Consider the following 21,335-nt stretch of genomic DNA (forward strand, 5'->3'; position numbering starts at 1 on the left):
CGCCGTCGTCCACACCCGCGGCGGCCGCCCCCCGCCGGTGGCGGGGCGGGCGGCCGCCGGCCCGCGGTCACTTGCGCTCGACGGTGATCTCCAGCTCGTCGTGGAGGAAGCAGAAGTGGTCGCGCACGTCCTGCCCGTCCTTCAGCGGAGCGGGCAGGGACCAGGCGACGTCGGGGATCTCGCGGTCCCCCGCGCGCAGGGTCCAGTAGGACGCCCGCCCCTTGTAGGGGCAGAACGTGGTGGTGTGGCTGGGCACCAGCAGGTCGCGGCGGACGTCGCCGGGCGGCAGGTACCACCGGTTGGGCAGGCCGGTCTCGGAGAGCACGTAGGCCCCGGAGCTGAGGGCGATGACCTGGTCGCCCAAGGAGACCCGCACCAGGCTGGACGACAAGCGGGTGTCGACCCGGTGGAACGGGTCGCGCAGGTGGCCCTCGATGGGCTCCTCCTCGTCGAACCAGGCGTCGGCGGCCGACATGTACATGGCCGACAGGCCGCGCAGCCAGGTCGACTCCGGCATCGGGTCGGTGTAGGCCCACACCGCGTTCTCCACCACGCGGTCGCCGGCTCTGAGGTGCCAGTACGAGGCGTCGCCCTTGAAGGGGCAGTGGGTGGTGTGGTCGCTGGGCTCCAGCATCGCCGCCGGTATGTCCTCGGTCGGCACGTAGAGCTGGGGCAGCAGCCGGGTCTCGTGCACCAGGTAGCCCCGATCGGAGTCGAGCACGTCCAGGCCGGCCAGCTCGGCGCGCACCCGCCGCGGGAACGCGCTCATGTACAGCGCATGGCGTGGCCCGTCGAGCGCATAGTTCACGGTCGAGGGCGCATCGGCGGCGAGCGGCCCGCCGCCCATGGTCAGTGACATCCCCGTCTCCTTCACCGTCGGTAACGGCCATCGCAGGGGTACTACCCCTGCGATGGCGCCTTCACCTGCCGGTCCGGGGACGGGTGCGCGGACCCGGGGGCTCAGACGTCGTCGCCGTCGAACCCGGACTTGCGCGCGCGGCCGAGGTAGATCGCGGTGGCGCCGCCCGCCAGGGCCGCGATCCCCGCTCCCACGAGGCCCACGAGCGCCGACCCCGCCACGGGCAGGCTGCCGTCACGGGACTGGGGGACCTCCGACGGGGCCCACCCGGCGGGCGGCGGGGCCGAAACCGACGGCGACGGAACGGGCGAGGGTGTGGGGGTGGGGCCGGTCGACTCCGGCGGGCTCGGCTCGGCGGAGTCGGACTCCGGCGGGGTGGGCGATGCCGCGTGGGGCTCGCCCGAGGGGGTGGGGCCGGGCTCGTCCGCGCCGCTGGTGCGCACGCCGGCGGCGGCGAGGTCGAGCCGGTACTCGGCGTACTGCGTGGTGCCGTCCTCGGGGGCGACCTCGGTGACCTGGAAGGTGATCCCCAGCCAGGCGTCGGCGGCGGAGCCGGCGCCGACCGGCGCCGAGGCGCCGGGGTCGGCCGCGTCGGCTTCGGCGTACTGCTGTGCGGTGACGGCGAGCAGCACCGTAGTGCCGTCGTCCAAGCTCCGGGTGAAGGTCTCCTCGTAGGCGCCGTCGCCGAGGTCGGCGGGCTCCCCGAGGATGCTCAGGCCGCGGACGGCGAGCTCGGCCTCGGCGCCCTCTTCCCGGGTCCAGCTCGCGGTGGACTCGGCGGAGTCCAAGGCGACCAGGTGCTCGGCGCCGAAGGCATCGGCGACGGTGCCGCCCTCGGCTGCGGCAGCGGAGCAGGCCGGGTCGAAGCGCAGGTCGCGGACCGCGGAGGCGGCCCAGAGCGAGGAGTCGCCGCGCTCGGCGACCCCGTAGCCGGCGGGCGGGCCGTCCGGGAAGTGCCGGCCCGATGCGGCGCCGTCGGGGTCGTCGCTCCAGGAAGCGGTGGATTCGGCGCCGTCGCGGTCGGTGTCGGCATCGCCGATGGGGCCCTGGGCGCACCACTCGACCGTCGCCATGCGGGCGGTCGCGGAGTGGGGGCCGGAGCCGGGGGCCGCCGGGTCGGCGACGGCGGGCGCGGCGGCGAACGGGGCACTGGCCAGTGCCGCTGCGGCGAGACCGGCGGCGGCGCCGGAGATGATCCGCCGGGGCGGGGTCGAGGGACGGAACCGGGTGGGGGAACTCGGAATCACGGCTGTCCTCTGCACTATCGGAGACCATTGGCGACGCGTCGCCTGGGGGGAATCTCGTCATGGTCCGATCGGACGCCCGAAGGCACCCACTGTCGAACCTACAGCGCGGCGTCCCGGCCTCCCAGTCACCGTAGGACCGCGCGCCCGGGGCCCGTTCGCACAACGCCCGGACGGGGCGGCGGAGAGGGTTCGGAAGACGCAGGTCACCGAGTTCTCCGGAGAAGCGGGCCACATTGGACGCAGCGCGCGCCGAAACGGTTCCCGTTCGGCCACAATCGGCCAGTTCCGGTCGGTGCTGGTGGCGGGTCCGGCCCTGGTCTCCTGGTGGTCCGGGCGGCCGGTGTCCCCGCCGAGGGGGTGGTGGCGCGGACGCACGGCTCCGGTGTCATGGGTGGGGCGATGGGCGGGGGTACCGGTGCGCCGGGGCGATCCGGTTGCCTCGATACGGCTCGGGGACCGGCTCCACCGCGGGTGCGGCGACCGCCGCGGCCAACGGGGAAAGCCATGGGGTGAGGACCCCCGGACCTCCTCCGCACCGCAGAAGCGCGCTACCGACCGCGCCGCAGCCCCTCGAACGCGTGTCCCAGTGTAACGGAATGTCCGCAGAGCGGAAGCCTCCGCCTGCTCAGGCCCACGGTGCGCCGGCCCGCCGGGCACGGGCCGGCGCGGGCGCCGTCAGCGGGGCGCCACCAGGCCGTTGCGGTAGGCGGCGATGACGAGGTGCGCGCGGTCGCGGGCGTGGAGCTTGGCGAGGAGGTTGCCGATGTGGGTCTTGACCGTCTTCACGGAGATGGTGAGGGCGGTGGCGATCTCGTCGTTGGACAGGCCCTGTCCGACCAGGCCGAGTACTTCGGTCTCCCTGTTGGTGAGGACGCCGGGCCGTCGCACGGGGGCCGCTACCGGACGGCTGATGTAGTGGTCGATGAGGCGGGTCAGGATCGAGGGGGCGAACAGGGACTCCCCGGCGTGGGTGCGGCGGATCGCGTCGAGGTACTGGTCGGGGTGGGCGTCCTTGAGGAGGAAGCCGGAGGCGCCGGCGCGCAGCGCGCCGTAGACGTACTCGTCGAGCTCGAACATGCTGAGGACGAGCACCCTGCTGCCGGCGAGAGCGGGGTCGCCGGCGATGCGGCGGGTCGCGTCGATGCCGTCGCCGCCGGGCATGCGGATGTCCATGAGGATCACGTCCGGCGACGTCGCGCGGGCGCGTTCCACCGCCTCGCCGCCGGTCCCGGCCTGGGCGACGGTGGTGAGGTCGGGTGCGCCGTCGATGAGGATGCCGAGGCTGTGCCGTAAGAGGGGCTGGTCATCGGCGATGAGCACCCGGATCGGGGCGCGTGCCTGATCGGGGCTCATGGCCGGCCGCCCTCAGGGATGCGGGCGGCGAGGCTCCACCCGTCGCCGGCGGGAGCGGCGTGCAGGGTGCCGCCGAGGGCGGCGACGCGCTCGTGCAGTCCGCTGATGCCGTGCCCGGCTCCGGGGTGCGCCCGCCGGCCGGAACCGGGCCCGGCGTCCCGGACGTCGACGGCGATCGTGTCGCCGTCGCGGCGGACCCGGACACTCGCCCGCGTGGGGCCGGCGTGCCGGAGGGTGTTGTTCAGGGCCTCGCGGACGACGGCGCAGACGGCCAGCTGCACGCCGGGCGAGACGTCGCCCACCTCGCCGGCATCGAGGGTGGCGGCCAGCCCGGTGGCGTTGGCCGCCCGCACGATCGCCGGGAGGTCGTCGAGGGTGTCAGGGGGCCGCAGCGGTGCGGGGCCGGGCGTGCGCAGGACGGTGAGCATGCGGCGCAGCTCGGTCGTGGTCTGTCTGCTGGTGTCCTCGATGTCGGCCAGCGCGCCGGCCCGCTCGGCGTCGCCGCCGGGACCGGTGACGGAGCGGGCGGCCGCGGCGCGGACGGTGATCAGGCCCAGGCCGTGGGAGGCGAGGTCGTGCAGGTCGCGGGCGATCCGCAGGCGCTCGGCCTGCGCCGCCCCCTCTGCGGCCCACGCGGCGAGCTCGTCCTCGTACCGGCGGCGCTGCGCGCGGCTGCGCGCGACCGCCCCGGCGATGACGAGCGCCGTGGTCGCGGCGGTGACCGCGAGCACCGCGCCCACGGGGGTGGGATCGCCGATCCCGGCCGTGGCGAGCGTGAGCGCGAGGAGCGCGAGCAGCGCGAAGGCGACGCCCCAGGCCCGCGAGCGCCACGTCGGCCGATCCGTGTGCATCCCCCGAGTCTAGGTTTCGGGGCGCCCGCCGGGATCGGACCAGGGTCGCAGAGACCGGGGACGGAGCGGGCCGCGCGATGTCCGGTCCGGGGTCCGATCACACGGCCGCGTCGTCCCGCTGGGATGGTGGCATGCTTCAGATCGACAGCCTCTGCAAACGGCACGGTCCGCGCACCGTGCTCTCCGATGTGACGTTCCAGGCGCGTCCGGGCCGGGTGACCGGCTTCCTCGGGCCCAACGGGGCGGGCAAGTCCTCGACGCTGCGCATCCTGCTCGGCCTGGACCGGCCCTCCTCGGGCACGGCCCTGGTCGGCGGGCGGCCCTACCGGAGCCTGCGGGAACCGTCGCGCACGGTCGGCGCCATGCTCGACGGGTCGGGTGCGCACCGGTCCCGTACCGCGTACGGCCATCTGGCCTGGGTCGCCCGCGCGGGCGGCATCCCGCGGCGCCGGGTGGGCGAGGTGCTCGCCCAGGTGGGCCTCGCGGACGCGGCCCGCACCCGGGTCGGCCGGTTCTCCCTGGGCATGGGGCAGCGCCTCGGCCTCGCGGCGGCGCTGCTGGGCGAGCCGGCCGCGCTCGTGCTCGACGAGCCGGTCAACGGGCTCGATCCCGAGGGCATCCGGTGGATGCGCGGCCTCCTGCGCGGGCACGCCGAGGCGGGCGGGACCGTGCTGCTGTCCAGCCACCTCATGAGCGAGGTCGCGGAGATCGCCGACGACCTCGTGGTCATCGCCGGCGGCCGGATCGTAGCGGCCGGTCCCCTCGACCGCGTCACCAGCGGGTACGCAACGCTCGAAGACGCCTTCTTCGCCCTCACCGGCACCGGCCGGACGGAGCACGGACGATGACCCTCCTGCACGCGGTAGCGGCCGAACTGCGCAAGGCCGCCACCCTTCCCGCGACCCTGGTCGCGATCGCGGTAGCCGCGCTCGGCTCGCTCGCGATCACTCTGCTGAACTCGGTCAACGTGCGGGCTGCCATCGACAGCGGACGGCTCGACACGGTCGCCTACACCTCCCCGGTCGAGGCGGTGTTCGCCGCCGTCCCCATGGGCACGGTCGGCGCGGTCATCCTCGGCGTCGTCGTGATCAGCAGCGAGTACACCGCCAACAGCCCCGACGCCGGCGGCGGCCGGCAGATCACCGCGACCCTCACCGCGACGCCGCGCCGGCTCACCCTGCTCGCCGCGAAGGCGTGCACCGCCGTGCTGCTCGTTCTCGCCACGGCGGCGGTCGCCCTCCCCGCCTGCCTGGCCGTCGCGCAGTCGGTCATCGGGGAGGCCGGCGCGTCCGACGGACTCGGCGACGTGGTCGCCCGTTCGGCGGGCGCGGCGCTCTACTGGGCGCTGACCGCGCTCATGGCCCTCGCCGTCACGGTCCTCACCCGCAGCGGCATCGTCCCGCTCATCGTCCTCATCGCCAACAGCTCCCTCGTCTCCGTCTCGTTCCTGCTGACGAGGCTCACGGATCTGGCCTACGCCCTGCCCGATCTAGCGGGGATGGGCCTGTTCGCCGGCGACACCCGGGCCGGTGCCGATGGTGCGCTGGACCCGCTCACCGGCGGGGTCGCCATGGCCGCCTGGGCGTTCGGCCTCCTGGCCGTCTCCGCCCTCGTCCTCACCCGGCGCGACGCATGAGCGGCGCCCTCGCCCGGACGGTCGCCGCCGAGCTCATCAAGCTCCGCGGCCTGCCCGCCGTCCCCGCCGCCGCGGCCGGTACCGTGGGGGCGGGCGCCGCGCTCACTGCGGCGCTCGCCGCATCCGCGCCGCGCACCGACGCCGTGCAGGTCATGGCGGAGACGGTCCCCTTCGTCCAGGTCGGCCCGATCCTGATCGGCGTGCTCGCGGTCGCCGCCGAGTACGACGGCCGCCAGATCGCGACCAGCCTGGCCACGACGCCGAACCGGCCCCTCCTCCTGGCTTCGAAGGCGATCGCCTCCCTGGTCGTGATCGCGGCCACCGGCGCCGCCACGGTGGGCGCGGGGCTCGCGGCGGCGTGGCTCACCTCCGCAGCGCGCGGCGTGGACCCGCCGCAGATCGGCGACGGGTGGCCCGCGGTCGGCGCCGCCGGCCATCTGGTGCTGATCGGCCTGCTCGCCCTCGCCGTGGCGGCCCTGCTCCGCTCGCTCATCCCGCCTCTGACGACGATGCTCGCCCTCGTGCTCGTCGCCTCGCCCCTGCTGTCGGGCTACACCGAGCACGCACGCTGGCTCCCCGACCGGGCCGGCAGCGCCCTCTACCTGCCCGGCGCCGACACGGTGCTCACCCCCGCCACCGGCGCTCTGGTCCTGGCCGGGTGGGTGGCCGCGACCGCGCTCGCCGCGGTGACCGCCTTCGTCGGACGCGACGCATAGAGCCCGATGCGCAGGCACGACCTCGGTGCTCGGCGAGTACATTCCCATCAGGCGTGAGGCAGGCGGGGCTCGACGGCGCGTCGGCCTCGGCGCGTTCGGTCGAGGGGGCATGGCCATGGAGCTCCGACAGCTGAGGTCGCTGCTGGCGGTCGTCGAGGAGGGGCGCTTCGCGCTCGCCGCGCGGCGCCTCTACCTCTCGCCTGCTGCTGTCACGACCCACGTCGCGCAGCTCGAACGCGAACTCGGGGTCGTCCTGCTCGAGCGGCATCCCGTGCTGCCGACCGCAGCGGGACGACGGCTGATCAGGCACGCCCGCACGATGCTGGACGCGGAGCAGGTCGCGATCGACGAAATCGCGGATCCCGGCCGCGGCGAAGACCGGGTATTGCGGGTCGGCGTGATGGCTCACGGGTCGGCGGAGATCACGCCGGCCATCATCGACGTCTTCGCGCGGGCCCGGCCGAGGGTGCGGCTCTCGATCGTGGGGCTCACCTTCCGGGAGCATGTGACCGCGCTGCTCGACCACCGCGTGGACGTCGCATTCGTCCGCCCCGCTCCGCAGGACGACCGGTTGGACTCCGAAGTCCTCACCACCGAGTCCCGGATCGTCGTCGTATCGGCGAACAGCGCGATCGCCGAGGCGGGTACCGTCCGCGTCGCGGACGTGCTCGACCTGCCCTACGTCGATCTGCCGCCCGGAACCATGCCCCGGTTCGCGGATTTCCTGTACTTCAATGGGCTTCGCAACGGCGAGCGGCCGCGACTGGCACCGGACGTCGCGCTGACCCCACATGAGGTGCTCACCAGCGCCGCGCTCGGGCGCGGCGCAGGCTCCTCGCTCCGGAGCTTCGAGCGGTACTACCGCTGGCCGGGCACGGCATGTGTGCCCGTCTCCGACGCGCCCGCGGAGAGCAGCGTTCTCACCGTCCGCCGCGACGACCCCAACCCCGACGTCCGGGGGTTCCGGTCCATCGCGGCGACGCTCGTGCGATCGGTCGCCGAAGGCCTCTCCCCCGAGTCCGTGTCTCGGAAGCGCCCCTGACGTCGACGGCAATGGGGGTTCACGTTCCATGAACTTCCCGTTGCCGGCCGACGTGCGACGGCTACGGTCGAGCCAGGTGCGAAGGGCCGGCACGGGTCGGCCGCCCCAAGCAGAGAGCCGAGGTGTCTGCGATGACCGAAACCAATGGCGACGCTGCGCTCCTTCCCGAGCGGCTCGACGGGCGAATCCACCCGGACTGGTGCCTTGACGACTGGGCCGGCCGGCTCCTCGACGAAGCCGGGGTGGGGGTGACGATCCTCGACCGGAGCGGAGTGGTCCTCTACTACAACAAGTGGGCCTCCGAGCACCTGGATCGCAGACCGGAGTACATCGGCGGCGATGTCCGCGAGCGCCACCGCCGGGCGGTCACGAACCCCCGCTTCAACGCGATGCTCGGACTCTTCGAGAACGGCCGCACCGAGCCGGTCCGGTATGTCGCGCGCCCGTACGGAAAGACGACGATCCTCGTCACGGTCTCACCGATCCGTGTGCAGGGCGAACTGGTCGGGTTCTCGCAGATCGTCCTGCTCAAAGACGAGGTCCAGGACCTCTGCCGGCGGTTCGACGAATCGGGCCGTGAATCGTTCGAGCGGGACGTGCTCCCTGATGGCCGGGGGAGGACATCAAGCCCTGTGGCCCCGGCACAATGACAAGGCCCTTTTCGCCTAGGTGAAAAGGGCCATCGAAGAGGCCGGTGCAATGACCGACGGAGTGGAGCTATGGGGATTCGAACCCCAGACCTCCTCCATGCCATGGAGGCGCGCTACCAACTGCGCCATAGCCCCGTGCTGCACCACCGACTCTACCGGATCGCGGGGCCTGCTCGCGCCAGCCGGTGGGCGCTCCCGCGGGGCCGGTGGTGCCCGTAAAATCGTGGGGTGTCCCAGTCCACGTCCAAACGCGAGATCCAGATGCTCCACGACCGGCTGCTCGTGCGCGAGCTGCCGGAGACCGGTGAACGGCGCAGCACCGGCGGTCTGGTCATCCCCGACACCGTCAAGATCGCCACCCGCCTCGTCTGGGGCGAGGTCTGCGGCGCCGGGACCGGCGCCCGCCACGTCAGCACCGGCGACCGCGTGCTCTTCGACCCCGAGGACCAGAACGAGGTCGAACTCCACGGCGAGCGCTACCTCGTCCTGCGCGAACGCGACGTCCACGCCGTGGCCAACGAGCACCCGGAACGGGGCACGGGCCTCTACCTCTGAGGAAGGGCGTCCCGGTCCGGCCGGGCCGCCTCACGCGGAACCGGGATCGCGCCGCGCGCAAAACGAGCGCCCCACCGGGGGCGCCTGCACCGTGTGCGGCCGCGTCCGGATGAGGCGCTGAAGGTGAATCGAGTGGAGCTATGGGGATTCGAACCCCAGACCTCCTCCATGCCATGGAGGCGCGCTACCAACTGCGCCATAGCCCCTGATGGGAATCGTCCGGGTTGCCCCGGCGACTCCCTGAACAATAGCGGAATCCGGCGTCGACGTCGAAACGGTTTCCCGGCGGCACCGCCGTGGGCCGGTCCGGGTCAGCGGTCGTCGCCGAGGACGCGGTCCTCGGGGAGGCTGGCGGCGTTGTGCTCGAGGAGGCGCCAGCCACCGGTGCGCAGCGGGCCCAGGACCGACCATGAGCAGTTTCCGATGGGCCCCAGGGCCTGGCGGATCTCCGGGGGCAGGCCGAGCATGCGGTTGATCCCCGCGCGCAGCGCCGCGCCGTGGCCGACCACCACGAGCAGGCCGTTGTCGGGCACCCGCGCCAGGCCGCGCAGCACCGCCTCGCTCACGCGCTCCCCGACGGCGAGGAGGTCCTCGCCGTCGGGGATGTGCATGCGCGCGTCGTGCTCGGGCCAGCGCTCGCGGATCTCCGGCGTGGTCAGGCCTTCCCAGGACCCGCCGAACCGCTCGCGCAGCCCCTTGTCGTGCTCCACGGTCAGGCCGGTGCGCCCCGCGAGGAAGCCCGCGGTGTCGGAGGCGCGCCGCAGGTCCGACGCGACGATGGCGTCGGGCCGCAGCGTGGCCAGCAGCCCGGCCGCGCGCTTGGCCTGGGCGATCCCGGTCTCGTCCAACGGGATGTCGGTCTGGCCCTGGAAGCGCTTCTCCTGGTTCCAGGCGGTGCGCCCATGGCGCCAGCAGACGATGCGGCGGGTCTCCTCGGACACGGGGTCGCTCTCCTGACCGGTGGTGGTGGGATGGGGTTCACGACGCCCCCGTGGCCGCGGGGGCGCCGCCGGGTCACGGCGGATCAGCCGTCCTCCGCGCGGCGCTGCCCCTTCGCGGTCTCGGGCAGGGTGATCTCGGGGCAGTCCTTCCACAGCCGTTCCAGGCCGTAGTGCCCCCGCTCCTCCTCGTGCTGGATGTGCACGACGATCTCGACGTAGTCGAGCAGCACCCAGCGGCCGTCGCGCTCGCCCTCGCGGCGCACCGGCTTCACCCCCGCGGCGCGGAGGCGGTCCTCGACCTCGTCGACGATGGACCGCACCTGACGGTCGTTGGGCGCCGAGCAGAGGAGGAAGGCGTCGGTGATGACGAGCTGGTCGCTGACGTCGTAGGCGATGATCTCCTGCGCCAGTTTGTCGGCCGCCGCCTCTGCGGCGATGTTCACGAGCTCAACGGCCCGGTCCGTGGCGGTCACGATGTAGGCAATGCCTCCCGTGGGCGCCTACCCCGCCGATGGGCGGTCGAGGTAGAGCCCGGTCTTGTTGATGTAGCGGACGATGCCGTCGGGCACGAGGTACCAGATGGGCTCGCCGTTGCGGACGCGCTCCCGGCACTCGGTGGACGAGATGGCCAGGGCGGGGATCTCCACCAGGCTGACCTTTCCATCGGGCAGCCCGGTGTCGGTGAGCTGGTGCCCGGGGCGGTTACAGCCTACGAAATGCGCGAGATCAAAGAGTTCATCCACGTTGTGCCAGCTCAGAATAGCGCCCAGGGCGTCGGCCCCGGTGATGAAGAACAGCTCGACCTCGGGGCCGTAGTACCGGCGCATCTCGCGCAGCGTGTCGATGGTATAGGTGGGGCCCTCGCGGTCGACCTCCATGCGGCTCACCCGGAACTGGGGGTTCTCGGCGGTGGCGATGACCGTCATCAGGTAGCGGTCCTCGGCCGGGGTGACCTCGGAGGGGTCCTTCTGGTAGGGGCGCCCGGTCGGCACGAACACGACCTCGTCGAGGCGGAAGAAGTGGGCGACCTCGCTGGCCGCCACGAGGTGCCCGTGGTGGATGGGGTCGAACGTCCCGCCCATGATGCCGACACGCCGGGGGTGCGCCTTCAGCCGCAGCCCGGCGTAGGGCGTGTCGTGTGTGCTCGGCCTGCTCGCCTCGTTCGGCTCGTTCGACACCTGCCGCTCCGTTTCATCCCAGATGCCGGGTTCTCCGGCATCGCCGAGGGTAACGGACCACCTCGAACACCTCTTCCGCCCCCTACCCGGACCCCGCCGAAAAATCGCGTCATATCTCGAAGCCGGAAACCATGGCGCGGGTCCATCCCGACGCATAGCATGCCGACATGGCCACCAATTCTCCAGAACGCGCACGCGTTCGACTCGACGGCATCAGCTCCCGCGCCTACGAACACCCCGCCGACCGGGGCGCGCTCGTCGCGCTGCGGTCGCTGCGCGGGTTCGACGAGGTCTTCAAGCGCCTCTCCGGGCTCTTCAACGAGCGCGCGCTGCGGCTGATGTTCCTGTCGAGCGCCGTGCGCGTCAACGAGCAGCAGTTCCCCGAGGTCTACAACTACGTCCGCGACGCCGCCTACATCCTCGACCTGGACGAGGTCCCCGAGCTCTACATCCAGATGAACCCCCGCCCCAACGCCATGGCCATCGGCAGCCACAAGCCGTTCCTGGTCATGACCACGGGGCTGTTCGACCTGCTCGACGCCGAGGAGCAGCGCTTCGTCGTGGGCCACGAGGTCGGCCACGTGCTCTCCGGCCACGCCGTCTACCGCACGATGCTGCTCGCGCTGATCCGGCTCGCCTCCCGCGTCGCCTGGATCCCGCTGGGCTACATCGGTATCCGCGCCATCGTCACGGCGCTGGAGGAGTGGTACCGCAAGTCCGAGCTGTCCTGTGACCGCGCGGGCGTCCTCGCCTCGCAGAACCCCGAGGCCGCCAAGCGCGCCCTGATGAAGCTGGCCGGCGGGTCGCGGCTGGCCGAGATGAACCCCGACTCCTTCCTGGAGCAGGCCCGCGAGTACGACCGCGGCGGCGACGCCCGCGACAGCCTCATCAAGCTGCTCAGCCTCACCGGGCAGACCCACCCGTTCGCGGTCATCCGCATGGCCGAGCTCACCCGCTGGATCGACGAGGGCGAGTACCGGCGCATCATCGCCGGCGACTACCCGCGCCGCGACACCGACAAGGACGCCTCGGTGGGCCAGGAGGCGCGCAACGCCGCCAACTCCTACCGCGAGTCCTGGGAGCGCACGGCCGACCCGCTGGTGGGGACGCTGCGCGATGTGGCCGGCAGCGCGGCCAGCGCCGGCGGCCGGCTGTTCGACACCGTGGCCGAACGCTGGAAGGGCGCCGGAAGCGGCGGTTCCGCCGGCCGCAACGGCACCGACGGGAACGGCGGCGGCCCGGCCGCCTCCTGACCCCGTCCGCTCCCCCCGCACCACCCGGGTTCCGCCGGAACCCCATCGCATCCCCCGCCGCGCCGCGGGCTCCGGAGGCCGAAGGCCTGCACCAGGAGCCCGCGGCGGCAGGATCGCTCCGTGAGCGCCCCGGGCCGGATCCCGCCGTGGCCCGCTTACGGCTTGCGCCCCACTCCCCCGGTCATGAAGCGCGCCGCGATGGACGTGCTGTCGCGCACGATGCCGTCGGGCCGCCACAGCGGCAGCGGCACCAGGCCCGGCGACAGCAGCTCCAGGCCCTCGAAGTAGGCCGCCAGTTCCTCGGGTGTGCGCACCCGCCCGGTGCCGAGCTGGCTGAGCAGCACCCTCTCCAGCTCGGCGCTCTCGGGCGCGTCGCCCAGCCGGGTGAAGTTGGTGATGAAGAAGAACGAGCCCGGGACCACGGCGTCGCGCAGGGTGCCGACGATGCCGCCGGGGTTCTCCTCGTCGAGCAGGTGGTGCAGGATCCCGACCAGCATCACGCACACCGGCTTGTCGAAGTCGATGAGCGCCTGCACATCGGGGTGGTTCAGGATCTCCTGCGGCTTGCGGATGTCGGCGGTGACGACCCGGGTGTTGGCGTTCTCGGCGAGGATCGCGTGGCCGTGCACGAGCACCAGCGGGTCGATGTCGACGTAGACCACCTTGGCGTCGGGGTTCACCTCCTGCGCGACCTCGTGGGTGTTGCGCGCGGTCGGCAGCCCGGAGCCGAGGTCGAAGAACTGGGTGATCCCCTCTTCCTCGGCGAGGTGGCGCACGACGCGGTGCAGCATTTCGCGGTTGTGGATGGCGATCTGCTTCAGCTCGGGCATGACCTCGAGGCTGGCGTGCGCGACCTGCCGGTCGATCGCGTAGTTGTCCTTACCGTTGAGCATGACGTCATAGACCCGGGCGGCCGTGGGCACGCCGAGGTCGAGTCCGGCGCCGGAGGGGGTGTCATCGGCCATTGGGGGGCTCCTCGAACACGGGACATCTTGGGATTCCTGCATCGTAGCGGTCCACAGGGGATTTCCCGTCATGCCCCGCCCACGGAATCACCTTCCGGGATGTGTTTCCCATTCGGGACCGAACGGCCCGCTGGGAACGGGCGGGCGGGGGCGGGACCGGACGGGCGGATCGGCCACCCGCCATCGGCCCGCGCCTCGCGCCCCCGCGCCCCCGTGCGCCTGTGAGCCCGTGAGCCCGTGAGCCCGCGCTCCCGTGCGTCTATGCGCCGCGGGGCGCGTACATGATCACCGCGACGCCCACCAGGCACACCAGCGCCCCGATGACGTCGAACCGGTCGGGGCGGAAGCCGTCCACGACCATCCCCCAGGCCAGTGAGCCGGCGACGAAGACGCCGCCGTAGGCGGCGAGGATCCGCCCGAAGTTCGCGTCCGGTTGCAGCGCCGCGGCGAACCCGTAGAGGCCCAGGGCGATCACGCCCGCGCCGATCCACAGGAGGCCCCGGTGTTCGCGCACCCCCTGCCAGATCAGCCAGGCGCCCCCGATCTCGAGGAAGGCGGCGACGACGAACAGCAGGATGGAGCGGAACGGCATGGTGGTACCCGGGCTTTCTGCGTGACGAGGGGGGATCCGGGCGCGGCCGCCTACCTCAGGTGGCCGTCGCCCGTCACGATGTACTTGGTCGAGGTCATCTCCGGCAGCCCCATCGGGCCGCGCGCGTGCAGCTTCTGGGTGGAGATGCCGATCTCGGCGCCGAAGCCGAACTCGCCGCCGTCGGTGAACCGGGTGGAGGCGTTGACCATCACGGCGGTGGAGTCCACGCGCGACACGAACCGGCGGGCCGCCGGCTGGGAGTCGGTGACGATGGCCTCGGTGTGGGCGGTGGAGTAGGCGCGGATGTGGGCGATCGCCTCGTCCAGCGAGTCCACCACCTTCACGGCGAGGTCGGCCGACAGGTACTCGGTGACCCAGTCGGCCTCGGTCGCGGGAACCGCGGTGTCGTCGACGGCCCGGACCCGGTCGTCGCCGTGCACGGTGACGCCGAGGCGGTGCAGCTCGCGCAGCACGCGGGGCAGGAACCGGTCGGCGATCCCGGCGTGCACGAGCAGGGTCTCGGCGGTGTTGCACGTCGACAGCCGCTGGGTCTTGGAGTTCACGGTGACGGCGACGGCCTTGTCCAGGTCGGCGGCTTCGTCGACGTAGACGTGGCAGTTGCCCTCGCCGGTCTCGATCACGGGGACCGTGGACTCGCGTACGACCGCCTGGATCAGCGAGCGCCCGCCCCGCGGGATGAGCACGTCCACCAGGCCGCGGGCCCGCATGAGCGCCTGGGCGGAGTCGCGGCCGCTGCCGGGGACCAGCTGGACGGCGTCGACAGGGATCCCGGTCTTCTCCAGCGCCCCGCGCAGCACCTCGACGATGCGGGTGTTGGAGGAGTACGCCGAGGAGGAGCCCCGCAGGAGGGCGGCGTTGCCGCTCTTGAGGCAGAGCGCGGCGGCGTCGACGGTGACATTGGGCCGGCCCTCGTAGATGATGCCGATGACCCCCAGCGGGACCCGGATCTGGCGCAGCTCCAGGCCGTTGGGCAGGGTCGAGCCCCGGACCACCTCGCCGACCGGGTCGGGCAGCTCGACGATCTCGCGCACGGCGTCGGCGATCGCCTCGATGCGCTCGGTGGTGAGCGCCAGGCGGTCGACCATCGCCTCGCTGTCGCCGGCCTCGCGGGCGCGGGCGACGTCCTCGGCGTTGGCGGCGACGATCGACTCGGCGTTGTGCACCAGGGCGTCGGCCATGGCGAGCAGCGCCTCGTCCTTGACCGACCGGCTCAGCGGCGCAAGGTCGGCCGCGGCGTCCTGCGCCCGCTCGGCTACGGCACGGACCTCGCGCTCGATGTCACTCATGGTGGGGTGTCACTTTCCAAGGGTCGGTTCGGCTCGGGCCGGTGGTGCGGGTCGTCCGGCGGGCCGCCGGCGATGGCGGCGGCCGCCCCGTGGCCCCGCTTCACCCCCAGCTTACGAGGTCAGTGCCCGTGCGGTCCCCGCAGGACCGCCGGCGGCGCTCCCCGGCCCGTGGGGTTTCCCCTCCGCGCTCGTGAAATTGCTTTTGCGGGATGTGCGGCACCGGGATTGATCATTTCCAGGACAGTGCAGGGCAAGCGGTTATACGGTGTCGGCGCCAGGTTGCTCGTCGAGGGCGTAGGTGGTGTCGATGTCCGCATGTCCGAATGGCGGAGAGCACGATTGGGTGCTGGGAACCGACCGCAAGTTCCACTGCTCCAAATGCGGGGCCGAAAGCGCCCGCCGGCTGTAGGGCCGCGGTCCGGCCGCCGGTGACCGCCGGCCGGACGCCCGGGGCGCCATGAGGCCGAGGGGTCCCCGCCTGCCGCTCCGGTGTCAGGCGGGGTACACGGTGCCTTCGGCGACCACGGTGTCGTCGGTGCGGGCGCGCCAGGTGATCGGGCCGTCCACCTGGTCGGCGAGGCCCTGCGCCCAGCGGCGCAGGGGCGCCCACCGGTCGGGGCCGGGCTGGATGACGGTGCGTCCCCGGTACACCACGGCTCCCAGAGTGGCGACCTCGCCGCCGCGCAGCAGTTCGGTGTCGAACTCGTGAGTGGTCGGCCTCATGCCGCCACCCTACCGACCTGCGCTCGCGCTACCGCTCGGACGGCGACAGCAGGACGAGGTCGTCGCGGTGCACGATCTCGCGCTCGTATTCGGGGCCGAGCTCGCGCGCCAGCCAGCGGGTGGAGCGCCCCATCAGCTCGGGGATCTCGGCGGCGTCGTAGTTGACCAGCCCCCGGGCGATGACCTTGCCGTCCTCGTCGCACAGGTCCACCGGATCGCCCGCCGTGAAGTCCCCCTCGACCTTCACCACGCCCGCCGGCAGCAGCGACGCGTGCTCGCCGACGACCGCGCGCACCGCACCGGGGTCGAGGACGACGCTGCCCCGCCCCGCGGTGGCGTGGGCCAGCCATAGCTGGCGGGTCGAGGGGCGGCGCCCCGACCCGGCGACGAAGAGGGTCCCCACCTGCTCGCCGGCGAGCGCGGCGCGGGCGTTGGCGGCCGAGGTCAGCACCGTGGGCACGCCGGCCTCCGTGGCGATGCGCGCGGACTCCACCTTGGTGACCATGCCCCCGGTGCCCACGCCCCGCCGCCCCGCACTGCCGACGGCGACACCGTCGAGGTCGCGCGGGTCGACGACGCGCGCGATCCGCTGCGCGCCCGAGCGGGCCGGGTCGTCGTCGTAGAGGGCGTCGACGTCGGAGAGCAGCAGCAGCGCGTCGGCCCGCAGCAGGTGGGCGACGAGCGCGGCCAGCCGGTCGTTGTCGCCGAAGCGGATCTCGTGGGTGGCCACGGTGTCGTTCTCGTTGATGATGGGCACGGCGCCGATGTCGAGCAGGCGGCGCAGGGCCCGGCGCGCGTTGCGGTGCTGCACGCGCCGCATCAGGTCCTCGACGGTCAGCAGGACCTGCGCGGCGGTGAGCCCGTGGGCGGCGAAGGCCCTGGTGTAGTGCGCGATCAGCAGGCCCTGGCCGACACTGGCCGCCGCCTGCTGGGTGGCGAGGTCGCGGGGGCGCGCCGGCAGCCCCATGGGGCCGATCCCGGCGGCCATCGCGCCCGAGGACACCAGGACGACCTCGGTCCCGGCCGCGCGCCGCTCGGCGAGCACGTCGGCGAGGTCGCTGATGCGCTCCCGGTCGATGTGACCGTCGGGGGTGGTCAGCGAGGACGACCCCACCTTGACGACGATCCGCCCGGCGCCCGCCATTTCGGCGCGGCCCTGTGCGGGTGACGATGCGTTCTGCACGTCGGACTTCTCTCCGTGTTCGACATATCCGAAAACGGCCGGGCCCTGACGGGTCCCCGCGCGACGTCAGCCCAGCCGGGAGTCGGTGCCGCGCGGGCCGATCGGGGTGGCCTCGGCGTCGAGGGTCGGGTCCCAGTCGAACACCACGGAATTGTCCTCGTCGCCGATGTAGACCTCGGCCCCGTGGGTGGCGCCGGCCTTGGACAGCGCGTCCTCGATGCCCAGGCGGCTGAGCCGGTCGGACAGGTAGCCCACGGCCTCGTCGTTGCTGAAGTCGGTCTGGCGCACCCAGCGGGCGGGCTTGTCGCCGCGCACCCGGAAGGTGTTGTCGCCCAGCGGCACGACCTCGAACGGGATCTCGCCGATCTCGCGCGGGCGCAGCACCACGCGGGTGGGCTCGGGCGCCGGGCGGGCGGCGCGGGCCGCCTCGACCTGCTCGGCGAGGGCGAAGGACAGCTCGCGCAGGCCCTCGCGGGTGGCCGCCGACACGGGGATGACCCGCAGGCCGCGCTCCTGGAGCATGGGCGTGACGAACTCGGCGAGCTCGCGGCCGTCGGGGACGTCGATCTTGTTCAGGACGACGATGCGCGGCCGGTCGGTGAGGTCGATCTCGGTGTTCTCGCCGTAGGCGGCCAGCTCGGCCTCGAGCGCGTCGAGGTCGCTGACGGGGTCGCGGCCGGGCTCGTAGGTGGCGCAGTCCAGGACGTGCAGCAGGGTGGAGCAGCGCTCGACGTGGCGCAGGAACGCCAGGCCCAGGCCCTTGCCCTCGCTCGCGCCGGGGATGAGGCCGGGGACGTCGGCGACCACGTACTGCACCGCGCCGGCCTCGACCACGCCGAGGTTGGGGATGAGCGTGGTGAAGGGGTAGTCGGCGATCTTGGGCCGCGCCGCGGACAGCGCGGCGATCAGCGACGACTTGCCCGCGCTGGGGAACCCGACCAGGCCGACATCGGCGATGGTCTTGATCTCCAGCCGGATGTCGAACGCCTCGCCCTCCTCGCCCTTGAGGGCGAAGCCGGGGGCCTTGCGCTTGGCCGAGGCGAGGGCGGCGTTGCCCAGGCCGCCGTTGCCGCCGCGGGCGATGACCAGCCGGGTGCCGGCGCCGACCAGGTCGGCGATGACCTCGCCGTCGAGCCCCGAGACCACGGTGCCGTCGGGCACGGCCAGCACCAGTTCGTCGCCGTTGGCGCCGGAGCGGTGCCCGCCCTGGCCGGGGGTGCCGTTGCCCGCCTTGCGGTGCGGGCGGCGCTGGTAGTCGAGCAGGGTGGCGGCGTTGGGGTCGACCTCGATGACGACGTCGCCGCCCCTGCCGCCGTTGCCGCCGTCGGGGCCGCCGAGGGGTTTGAACTTCTCCCGGTGGATGGAGGCACAGCCGTGCCCGCCGTCACCGGCCTTGATGTGCAAGACCGCTTCGTCGACGAAGTCAGGCATGTGCTCTCTCCCCGTGCGGTTGTGCCCCGTGACCAGCGTATGCGCCGTTGTCACGCGCGTGGGGCGGGCCAGATCGGATCTGGCCCGCCCCACGGTCGCGCCGGCTAAGCGGTCGGGACGATGTTCACGGCCCGGCGCCCGCGCCGGTTGCCGAATTCGACCTGCCCCGCGACGAGCGCGAACAGGGTGTCGTCGCCACCGCGGCCGACGTTGTCGCCCGGGTGGAAGTGCGTGCCGCGCTGGCGGATGAGGATCTCGCCCGCCTTCACGGTCTGGCCGCCGAAGCGCTTGACGCCGAGGCGCTTGGCGTTGGAGTCGCGCCCGTTACGGCTGGACGATGCGCCCTTCTTGTGTGCCATGTCGAGCCACTCCCCTACTTCGCCGCGATGCCGGTGACGCGCACCTGGGTGTACTTCTGGCGGTGCCCCTGGCGCTTCTTGTAACCGGTCTTGTTCTTGTACTTCAGGATGTTGATCTTCGGGCCCTTGGACTCGCCGACGACCTCGGCGGTGACCTGGTAGCCGCTGAGCTTGGCCGTGTCGCTGATGACCTTGCCGTCCTCGACGACAAGCAGCGGCACCCAGGTCAGCGTCGAACCGGCCTCGTCGGAGACCTTGTCGATGTCCAAGACGTCATCGACAGCAACCTTCTCCTGTCGGCCGCCCGCTCGCACGATCGCGTACACCGGGGAACTCTCTTCCTGCTCGGAACCATCCCCGCCGGGGGCGGGGAGTGAAATGCGCTCAAAATCGACCGTTGATCCGCTCGCCCGCCGCACAGGGGGGCGCGGGGATCGAAAGTAGGTCTCGGGCGCGCGAACGATTGGGGCGCGCCGACGCACCGACCCTTAGATTACCATCCGCTGGTCGGCGACCGGCACGCCCCGTTCTCAGCCCGTCTCGACCACGGCGGACTCCGCCGCGGCCTTGGTGCGCCGGGTACGGCGCCGCCGGGGGCGCTGCTCGGCGCCGTTCTCGGGCTCCACGGCCTCGCCCGCGGCCTCGGCGGCGGGCTGCGGCTCCTGGTCGGGCTCGGGCGCCGCCGCGACCTTCTTGCGCGCCGTCCGCTTGGCGGGCGCCTTGCGGGTCTTCACGGGGGCCGCGGCCGCGGGCTCCTGCTCGGGCTCGGCGATGGCCTCGGGGGTGGCCGCCGGGACCTCGGGGGCGGGCTCGGCCGCCTCGGCGACCCCGGGCTTCGCGGTGTCCTCGGGCTGCTCGACGGCCTCGGGCTTGTCCGCGGTGTCGGCCTTGCCGGCCTTGGCCGCCTTCCCGGGCCGGTCCGCCTTCTCCTTCTCCGCGGCCTTCTCGGCGGCCCTCTCCGCCTTGCCCTTCTTCTTGCGGCCGCCGCCGGCGCCCGCGCCGTTGCCGGCGCCCTGGCCGCCGGAGGGCTTGTGCTCGACCGGCTCGGTGGAGATGACCAGGCCGCGCCCGTTGCAGTGCTCGCAGCTGTGCGAGAACGCCTCCAGCAGGCCCTGGCCGACCCGCTTGCGGGTCATCTGCACCAGGCCGAGCGAGGTGACCTCGGCCACCTGGTGCTTGGTGCGGTCGCGCGACAGGCACTCCAGCATGCGGCGCAGCACGAGGTCGCGGTTGCTCTCGAGCACCATGTCGATGAAGTCGATCACGATGATGCCGCCGATGTCGCGCAGCCGGAGCTGGCGGACGATCTCCTCGGCCGCCTCAAGGTTGTTCTTCGTGACGGTCTCTTCGAGGTTGCCGCCCTGGCCGGTGAACTTGCCGGTGTTGACGTCGACCACGGTCATGGCCTCGGTGCGATCGATGACCAGCGACCCGCCGCTGGGCAGCCACACCTTGCGCTCCAGCGCCTTGGCGATCTGCTCGTCGACCCGGTAGGCCTCGAAGACGTCGCGGTCCTCGCTCCAGTGCGAGACCCGGTCGGCGAGGTTGGGGGCGACGTAGTCGACGTACTCGCGGACGGTCTCCCAGGCGTCGTCGCCCGCGACCACCAGGCTGGAGAAGTCCTCGTTGAAGACGTCGCGGACGACCCGCACCGTGAGGTCGGGCTCGCTGTTGAGCAGCGACGGCGCGCTCGCCGACTTGGACTTGCGCTTGATGGACTCCCACTGCGCGGCCAGGCGCGAGATGTCGCGCTCCAGCTCCTCCTCGCTGGCGCCCTCGGCCGCGGTGCGCACGATGACGCCGGCGTTCTCGGGCATGACCTTCTTGAGGATCTGCTTCAGCCGCGCGCGCTCCTTGTCGGGCAGCTTGCGGCTGATGCCGGTCATGGAGCCGTCGGGGACGTAGACCAGGTAGCGGCCGGGCAGGCTGATCTGGCTGGTCAGCCGGGCGCCCTTGTGGCCCAGCGGGTCCTTGGTGACCTGGACCAGCACCGACTGGCCCGACTTCAGCACGGACTCGATGCGCTTGGGCTGGCCTTCGAGGCCGGAGGCGTCCCAGTTGACCTCGCCGGCGTAGAGCACGGCGTTGCGCCCCTTGCCGATGTCGACGAACGCCGCCTCCATCGACGGCAGCACGTTCTGCACGCGGCCGAGGTAGACGTTGCCCACGTAGGACCGGTGGGTGGCGCGGTCGACGTAGTGCTCGACGAGGACGTCGTCCTCCAGCACCGCGATCTGGGTGCGCTCGCCCGTCCGGCGGATGACGAGGTCGCGCTTGACGGCCTCGCGCCGCGCCAGGAACTCCGACTCGGTGACGATCGGGGTACGGCGGCGGCCCTGCTCGCGGCCTTCGCGGCGGCGCTGCTTCTTGGCCTCGAGCCGTGTGGAACCCCTGACCGACTGGACCTCGTCCTCGATCGGCTTCTCGGCGCGCGGCTCGCGGACCCGCACGACGGTGTTGGGCGGGTCCTCCGGGGACGGCACGGCTTCGTCGC

General features: G+C 72.8%; 23 protein-coding genes and 2 tRNA genes. 7 read left to right on the plus strand and 18 right to left on the minus strand.

Going from position 1 to position 21,335, the window contains the following annotated elements:
• Window positions 1-67: 67 nt before the first annotated feature.
• The 4 genes from ACFOVU_RS24900 to ACFOVU_RS24915 form a co-directional block, all read right to left on the minus strand.
• Window positions 68-859, minus strand: coding sequence for a DUF427 domain-containing protein (locus tag ACFOVU_RS24900; protein ID WP_378537465.1), 792 nt, complete (start codon window positions 857-859; stop codon window positions 68-70).
• A gap of 101 nt (window positions 860-960) precedes the next feature.
• Window positions 961-2,106 carry a hypothetical protein gene (locus ACFOVU_RS24905; protein ID WP_378537467.1) on the minus strand — a complete coding sequence of 382 codons (1,146 nt, stop codon included), beginning with the start codon at window positions 2,104-2,106 and terminating at the stop codon, window positions 961-963.
• A gap of 675 nt (window positions 2,107-2,781) precedes the next feature.
• The gene (locus ACFOVU_RS24910) at window positions 2,782-3,459 is read right to left on the minus strand and encodes a response regulator (RefSeq protein WP_378537469.1); all 678 of its coding nucleotides are present in this window, start codon (window positions 3,457-3,459) and stop codon (window positions 2,782-2,784) included.
• The gene (locus ACFOVU_RS24915) at window positions 3,456-4,310 is read right to left on the minus strand and encodes a sensor histidine kinase (protein WP_378537470.1); all 855 of its coding nucleotides are present in this window, start codon (window positions 4,308-4,310) and stop codon (window positions 3,456-3,458) included. The genes ACFOVU_RS24910 and ACFOVU_RS24915 overlap by 4 nt, the downstream gene beginning before the upstream one ends.
• A gap of 131 nt (window positions 4,311-4,441) precedes the next feature.
• On the opposite strand from ACFOVU_RS24915, the gene ACFOVU_RS24920 reads away from it, so the two are divergent.
• The 5 genes from ACFOVU_RS24920 to ACFOVU_RS24940 all read left to right on the plus strand — a co-directional run bounded on the left by ACFOVU_RS24920 (window position 4,442) and on the right by ACFOVU_RS24940 (window position 8,354).
• Window positions 4,442-5,158, plus strand: coding sequence for an ABC transporter ATP-binding protein (locus ACFOVU_RS24920; protein WP_378537472.1), 717 nt, complete (start codon window positions 4,442-4,444; stop codon window positions 5,156-5,158).
• Window positions 5,155-5,946: an ABC transporter permease gene (locus ACFOVU_RS24925; RefSeq protein ID WP_378537473.1), complete on the plus strand. Its 792-nt coding sequence runs from the start codon at window positions 5,155-5,157 to the stop codon at window positions 5,944-5,946. Before ACFOVU_RS24920 ends, ACFOVU_RS24925 begins: the two co-directional genes overlap by 4 nt.
• Complete coding sequence (locus ACFOVU_RS24930) at window positions 5,943-6,662, plus strand: ABC transporter permease (RefSeq protein WP_378537474.1); 720 nt, start codon at window positions 5,943-5,945, stop codon at window positions 6,660-6,662. Before ACFOVU_RS24925 ends, ACFOVU_RS24930 begins: the two co-directional genes overlap by 4 nt.
• Before the next feature lie 115 nt (window positions 6,663-6,777).
• Window positions 6,778-7,704, plus strand: a complete 927-nt coding sequence (locus ACFOVU_RS24935; protein ID WP_378537475.1) for a LysR family transcriptional regulator — start codon at window positions 6,778-6,780, stop codon at window positions 7,702-7,704.
• A 131-nt stretch (window positions 7,705-7,835) separates the two neighbouring features.
• Window positions 7,836-8,354 (plus strand): PAS domain-containing protein, encoded by a 519-nt coding sequence (locus ACFOVU_RS24940; protein WP_378537477.1) that lies wholly within the window; start codon window positions 7,836-7,838, stop codon window positions 8,352-8,354.
• 62 nt (window positions 8,355-8,416) lie between these two features.
• Here ACFOVU_RS24940 and ACFOVU_RS24945 read toward each other — a convergent pair.
• A tRNA-Ala gene (locus ACFOVU_RS24945) sits at window positions 8,417-8,489 on the minus strand.
• 126 nt (window positions 8,490-8,615) lie between these two features.
• Between ACFOVU_RS24945 and ACFOVU_RS24950 the strand changes: the two genes are divergently transcribed.
• Window positions 8,616-8,909, plus strand: a complete 294-nt coding sequence (locus ACFOVU_RS24950) for a GroES family chaperonin (protein WP_378538207.1) — start codon at window positions 8,616-8,618, stop codon at window positions 8,907-8,909.
• 133 nt (window positions 8,910-9,042) lie between these two features.
• Here the strand turns inward: ACFOVU_RS24950 and ACFOVU_RS24955 are convergent.
• The 4 genes from ACFOVU_RS24955 to nadD form a co-directional block, all read right to left on the minus strand.
• Window positions 9,043-9,115 (minus strand) — tRNA-Ala (locus ACFOVU_RS24955).
• A gap of 105 nt (window positions 9,116-9,220) precedes the next feature.
• Window positions 9,221-9,850, minus strand: coding sequence for a histidine phosphatase family protein (locus ACFOVU_RS24960; RefSeq protein WP_378537478.1), 630 nt, complete (start codon window positions 9,848-9,850; stop codon window positions 9,221-9,223).
• An 83-nt stretch (window positions 9,851-9,933) separates the two neighbouring features.
• Window positions 9,934-10,323, minus strand: a complete 390-nt coding sequence (gene rsfS / locus ACFOVU_RS24965) for a ribosome silencing factor (protein ID WP_378537480.1) — start codon at window positions 10,321-10,323, stop codon at window positions 9,934-9,936.
• Between the two features lie 27 nt (window positions 10,324-10,350).
• Window positions 10,351-10,968 carry a nicotinate-nucleotide adenylyltransferase gene (gene nadD / locus ACFOVU_RS24970; RefSeq protein ID WP_378538208.1) on the minus strand — a complete coding sequence of 206 codons (618 nt, stop codon included), beginning with the start codon at window positions 10,966-10,968 and terminating at the stop codon, window positions 10,351-10,353.
• Window positions 10,969-11,195: 227 nt separating this feature from the next.
• Here nadD and ACFOVU_RS24975 point away from each other — a divergent pair, with 227 nt between their 5' ends.
• Window positions 11,196-12,281 carry a M48 family metallopeptidase gene (locus ACFOVU_RS24975; RefSeq protein ID WP_378537481.1) on the plus strand — a complete coding sequence of 362 codons (1,086 nt, stop codon included), beginning with the start codon at window positions 11,196-11,198 and terminating at the stop codon, window positions 12,279-12,281.
• Between the two features lie 155 nt (window positions 12,282-12,436).
• On the opposite strand, the gene ACFOVU_RS24980 is transcribed toward ACFOVU_RS24975, so the two are convergent.
• From ACFOVU_RS24980 to ACFOVU_RS25020, 9 genes are all read right to left on the minus strand, one after another.
• Window positions 12,437-13,246, minus strand: coding sequence for an SAM-dependent methyltransferase (locus tag ACFOVU_RS24980; protein WP_378537483.1), 810 nt, complete (start codon window positions 13,244-13,246; stop codon window positions 12,437-12,439).
• Between the two features lie 259 nt (window positions 13,247-13,505).
• On the minus strand, window positions 13,506-13,838 hold the full coding sequence (locus tag ACFOVU_RS24985; RefSeq protein WP_378537484.1) for a YnfA family protein: 333 nt from the start codon (window positions 13,836-13,838) through the stop codon (window positions 13,506-13,508).
• A gap of 50 nt (window positions 13,839-13,888) precedes the next feature.
• Window positions 13,889-15,145: a glutamate-5-semialdehyde dehydrogenase gene (locus ACFOVU_RS24990; protein ID WP_378537486.1), complete on the minus strand. Its 1,257-nt coding sequence runs from the start codon at window positions 15,143-15,145 to the stop codon at window positions 13,889-13,891.
• A gap of 492 nt (window positions 15,146-15,637) precedes the next feature.
• Entirely contained in the window at window positions 15,638-15,868 is a 231-nt protein-coding gene (locus ACFOVU_RS24995) for a hypothetical protein (protein WP_378537488.1), read from the minus strand.
• 28 nt (window positions 15,869-15,896) lie between these two features.
• Complete coding sequence (gene proB, locus ACFOVU_RS25000; RefSeq protein ID WP_378538210.1) at window positions 15,897-17,012, minus strand: glutamate 5-kinase; 1,116 nt, start codon at window positions 17,010-17,012, stop codon at window positions 15,897-15,899.
• Between the two features lie 105 nt (window positions 17,013-17,117).
• A complete protein-coding gene (gene obgE, locus ACFOVU_RS25005) occupies window positions 17,118-18,482 on the minus strand; it encodes a GTPase ObgE (protein ID WP_378537490.1) in 1,365 nt (454 codons plus the stop codon).
• A 104-nt stretch (window positions 18,483-18,586) separates the two neighbouring features.
• A complete protein-coding gene (rpmA, locus tag ACFOVU_RS25010; RefSeq protein WP_378537491.1) occupies window positions 18,587-18,841 on the minus strand; it encodes a 50S ribosomal protein L27 in 255 nt (84 codons plus the stop codon).
• Window positions 18,842-18,855: 14 nt separating this feature from the next.
• Window positions 18,856-19,167 carry a 50S ribosomal protein L21 gene (rplU, locus tag ACFOVU_RS25015; protein ID WP_378537493.1) on the minus strand — a complete coding sequence of 104 codons (312 nt, stop codon included), beginning with the start codon at window positions 19,165-19,167 and terminating at the stop codon, window positions 18,856-18,858.
• 204 nt (window positions 19,168-19,371) lie between these two features.
• The coding region (locus ACFOVU_RS25020) for an Rne/Rng family ribonuclease (RefSeq protein WP_378537495.1) at window positions 19,372-21,335 on the minus strand (1,964 nt) is incomplete at its 5' end.

The sequence above is a fragment of the Nocardiopsis sediminis genome (genome assembly GCF_042650565.1).
GTDB lineage: Bacteria > Actinomycetota > Actinomycetes > Streptosporangiales > Streptosporangiaceae > Nocardiopsis_B > Nocardiopsis_B sediminis.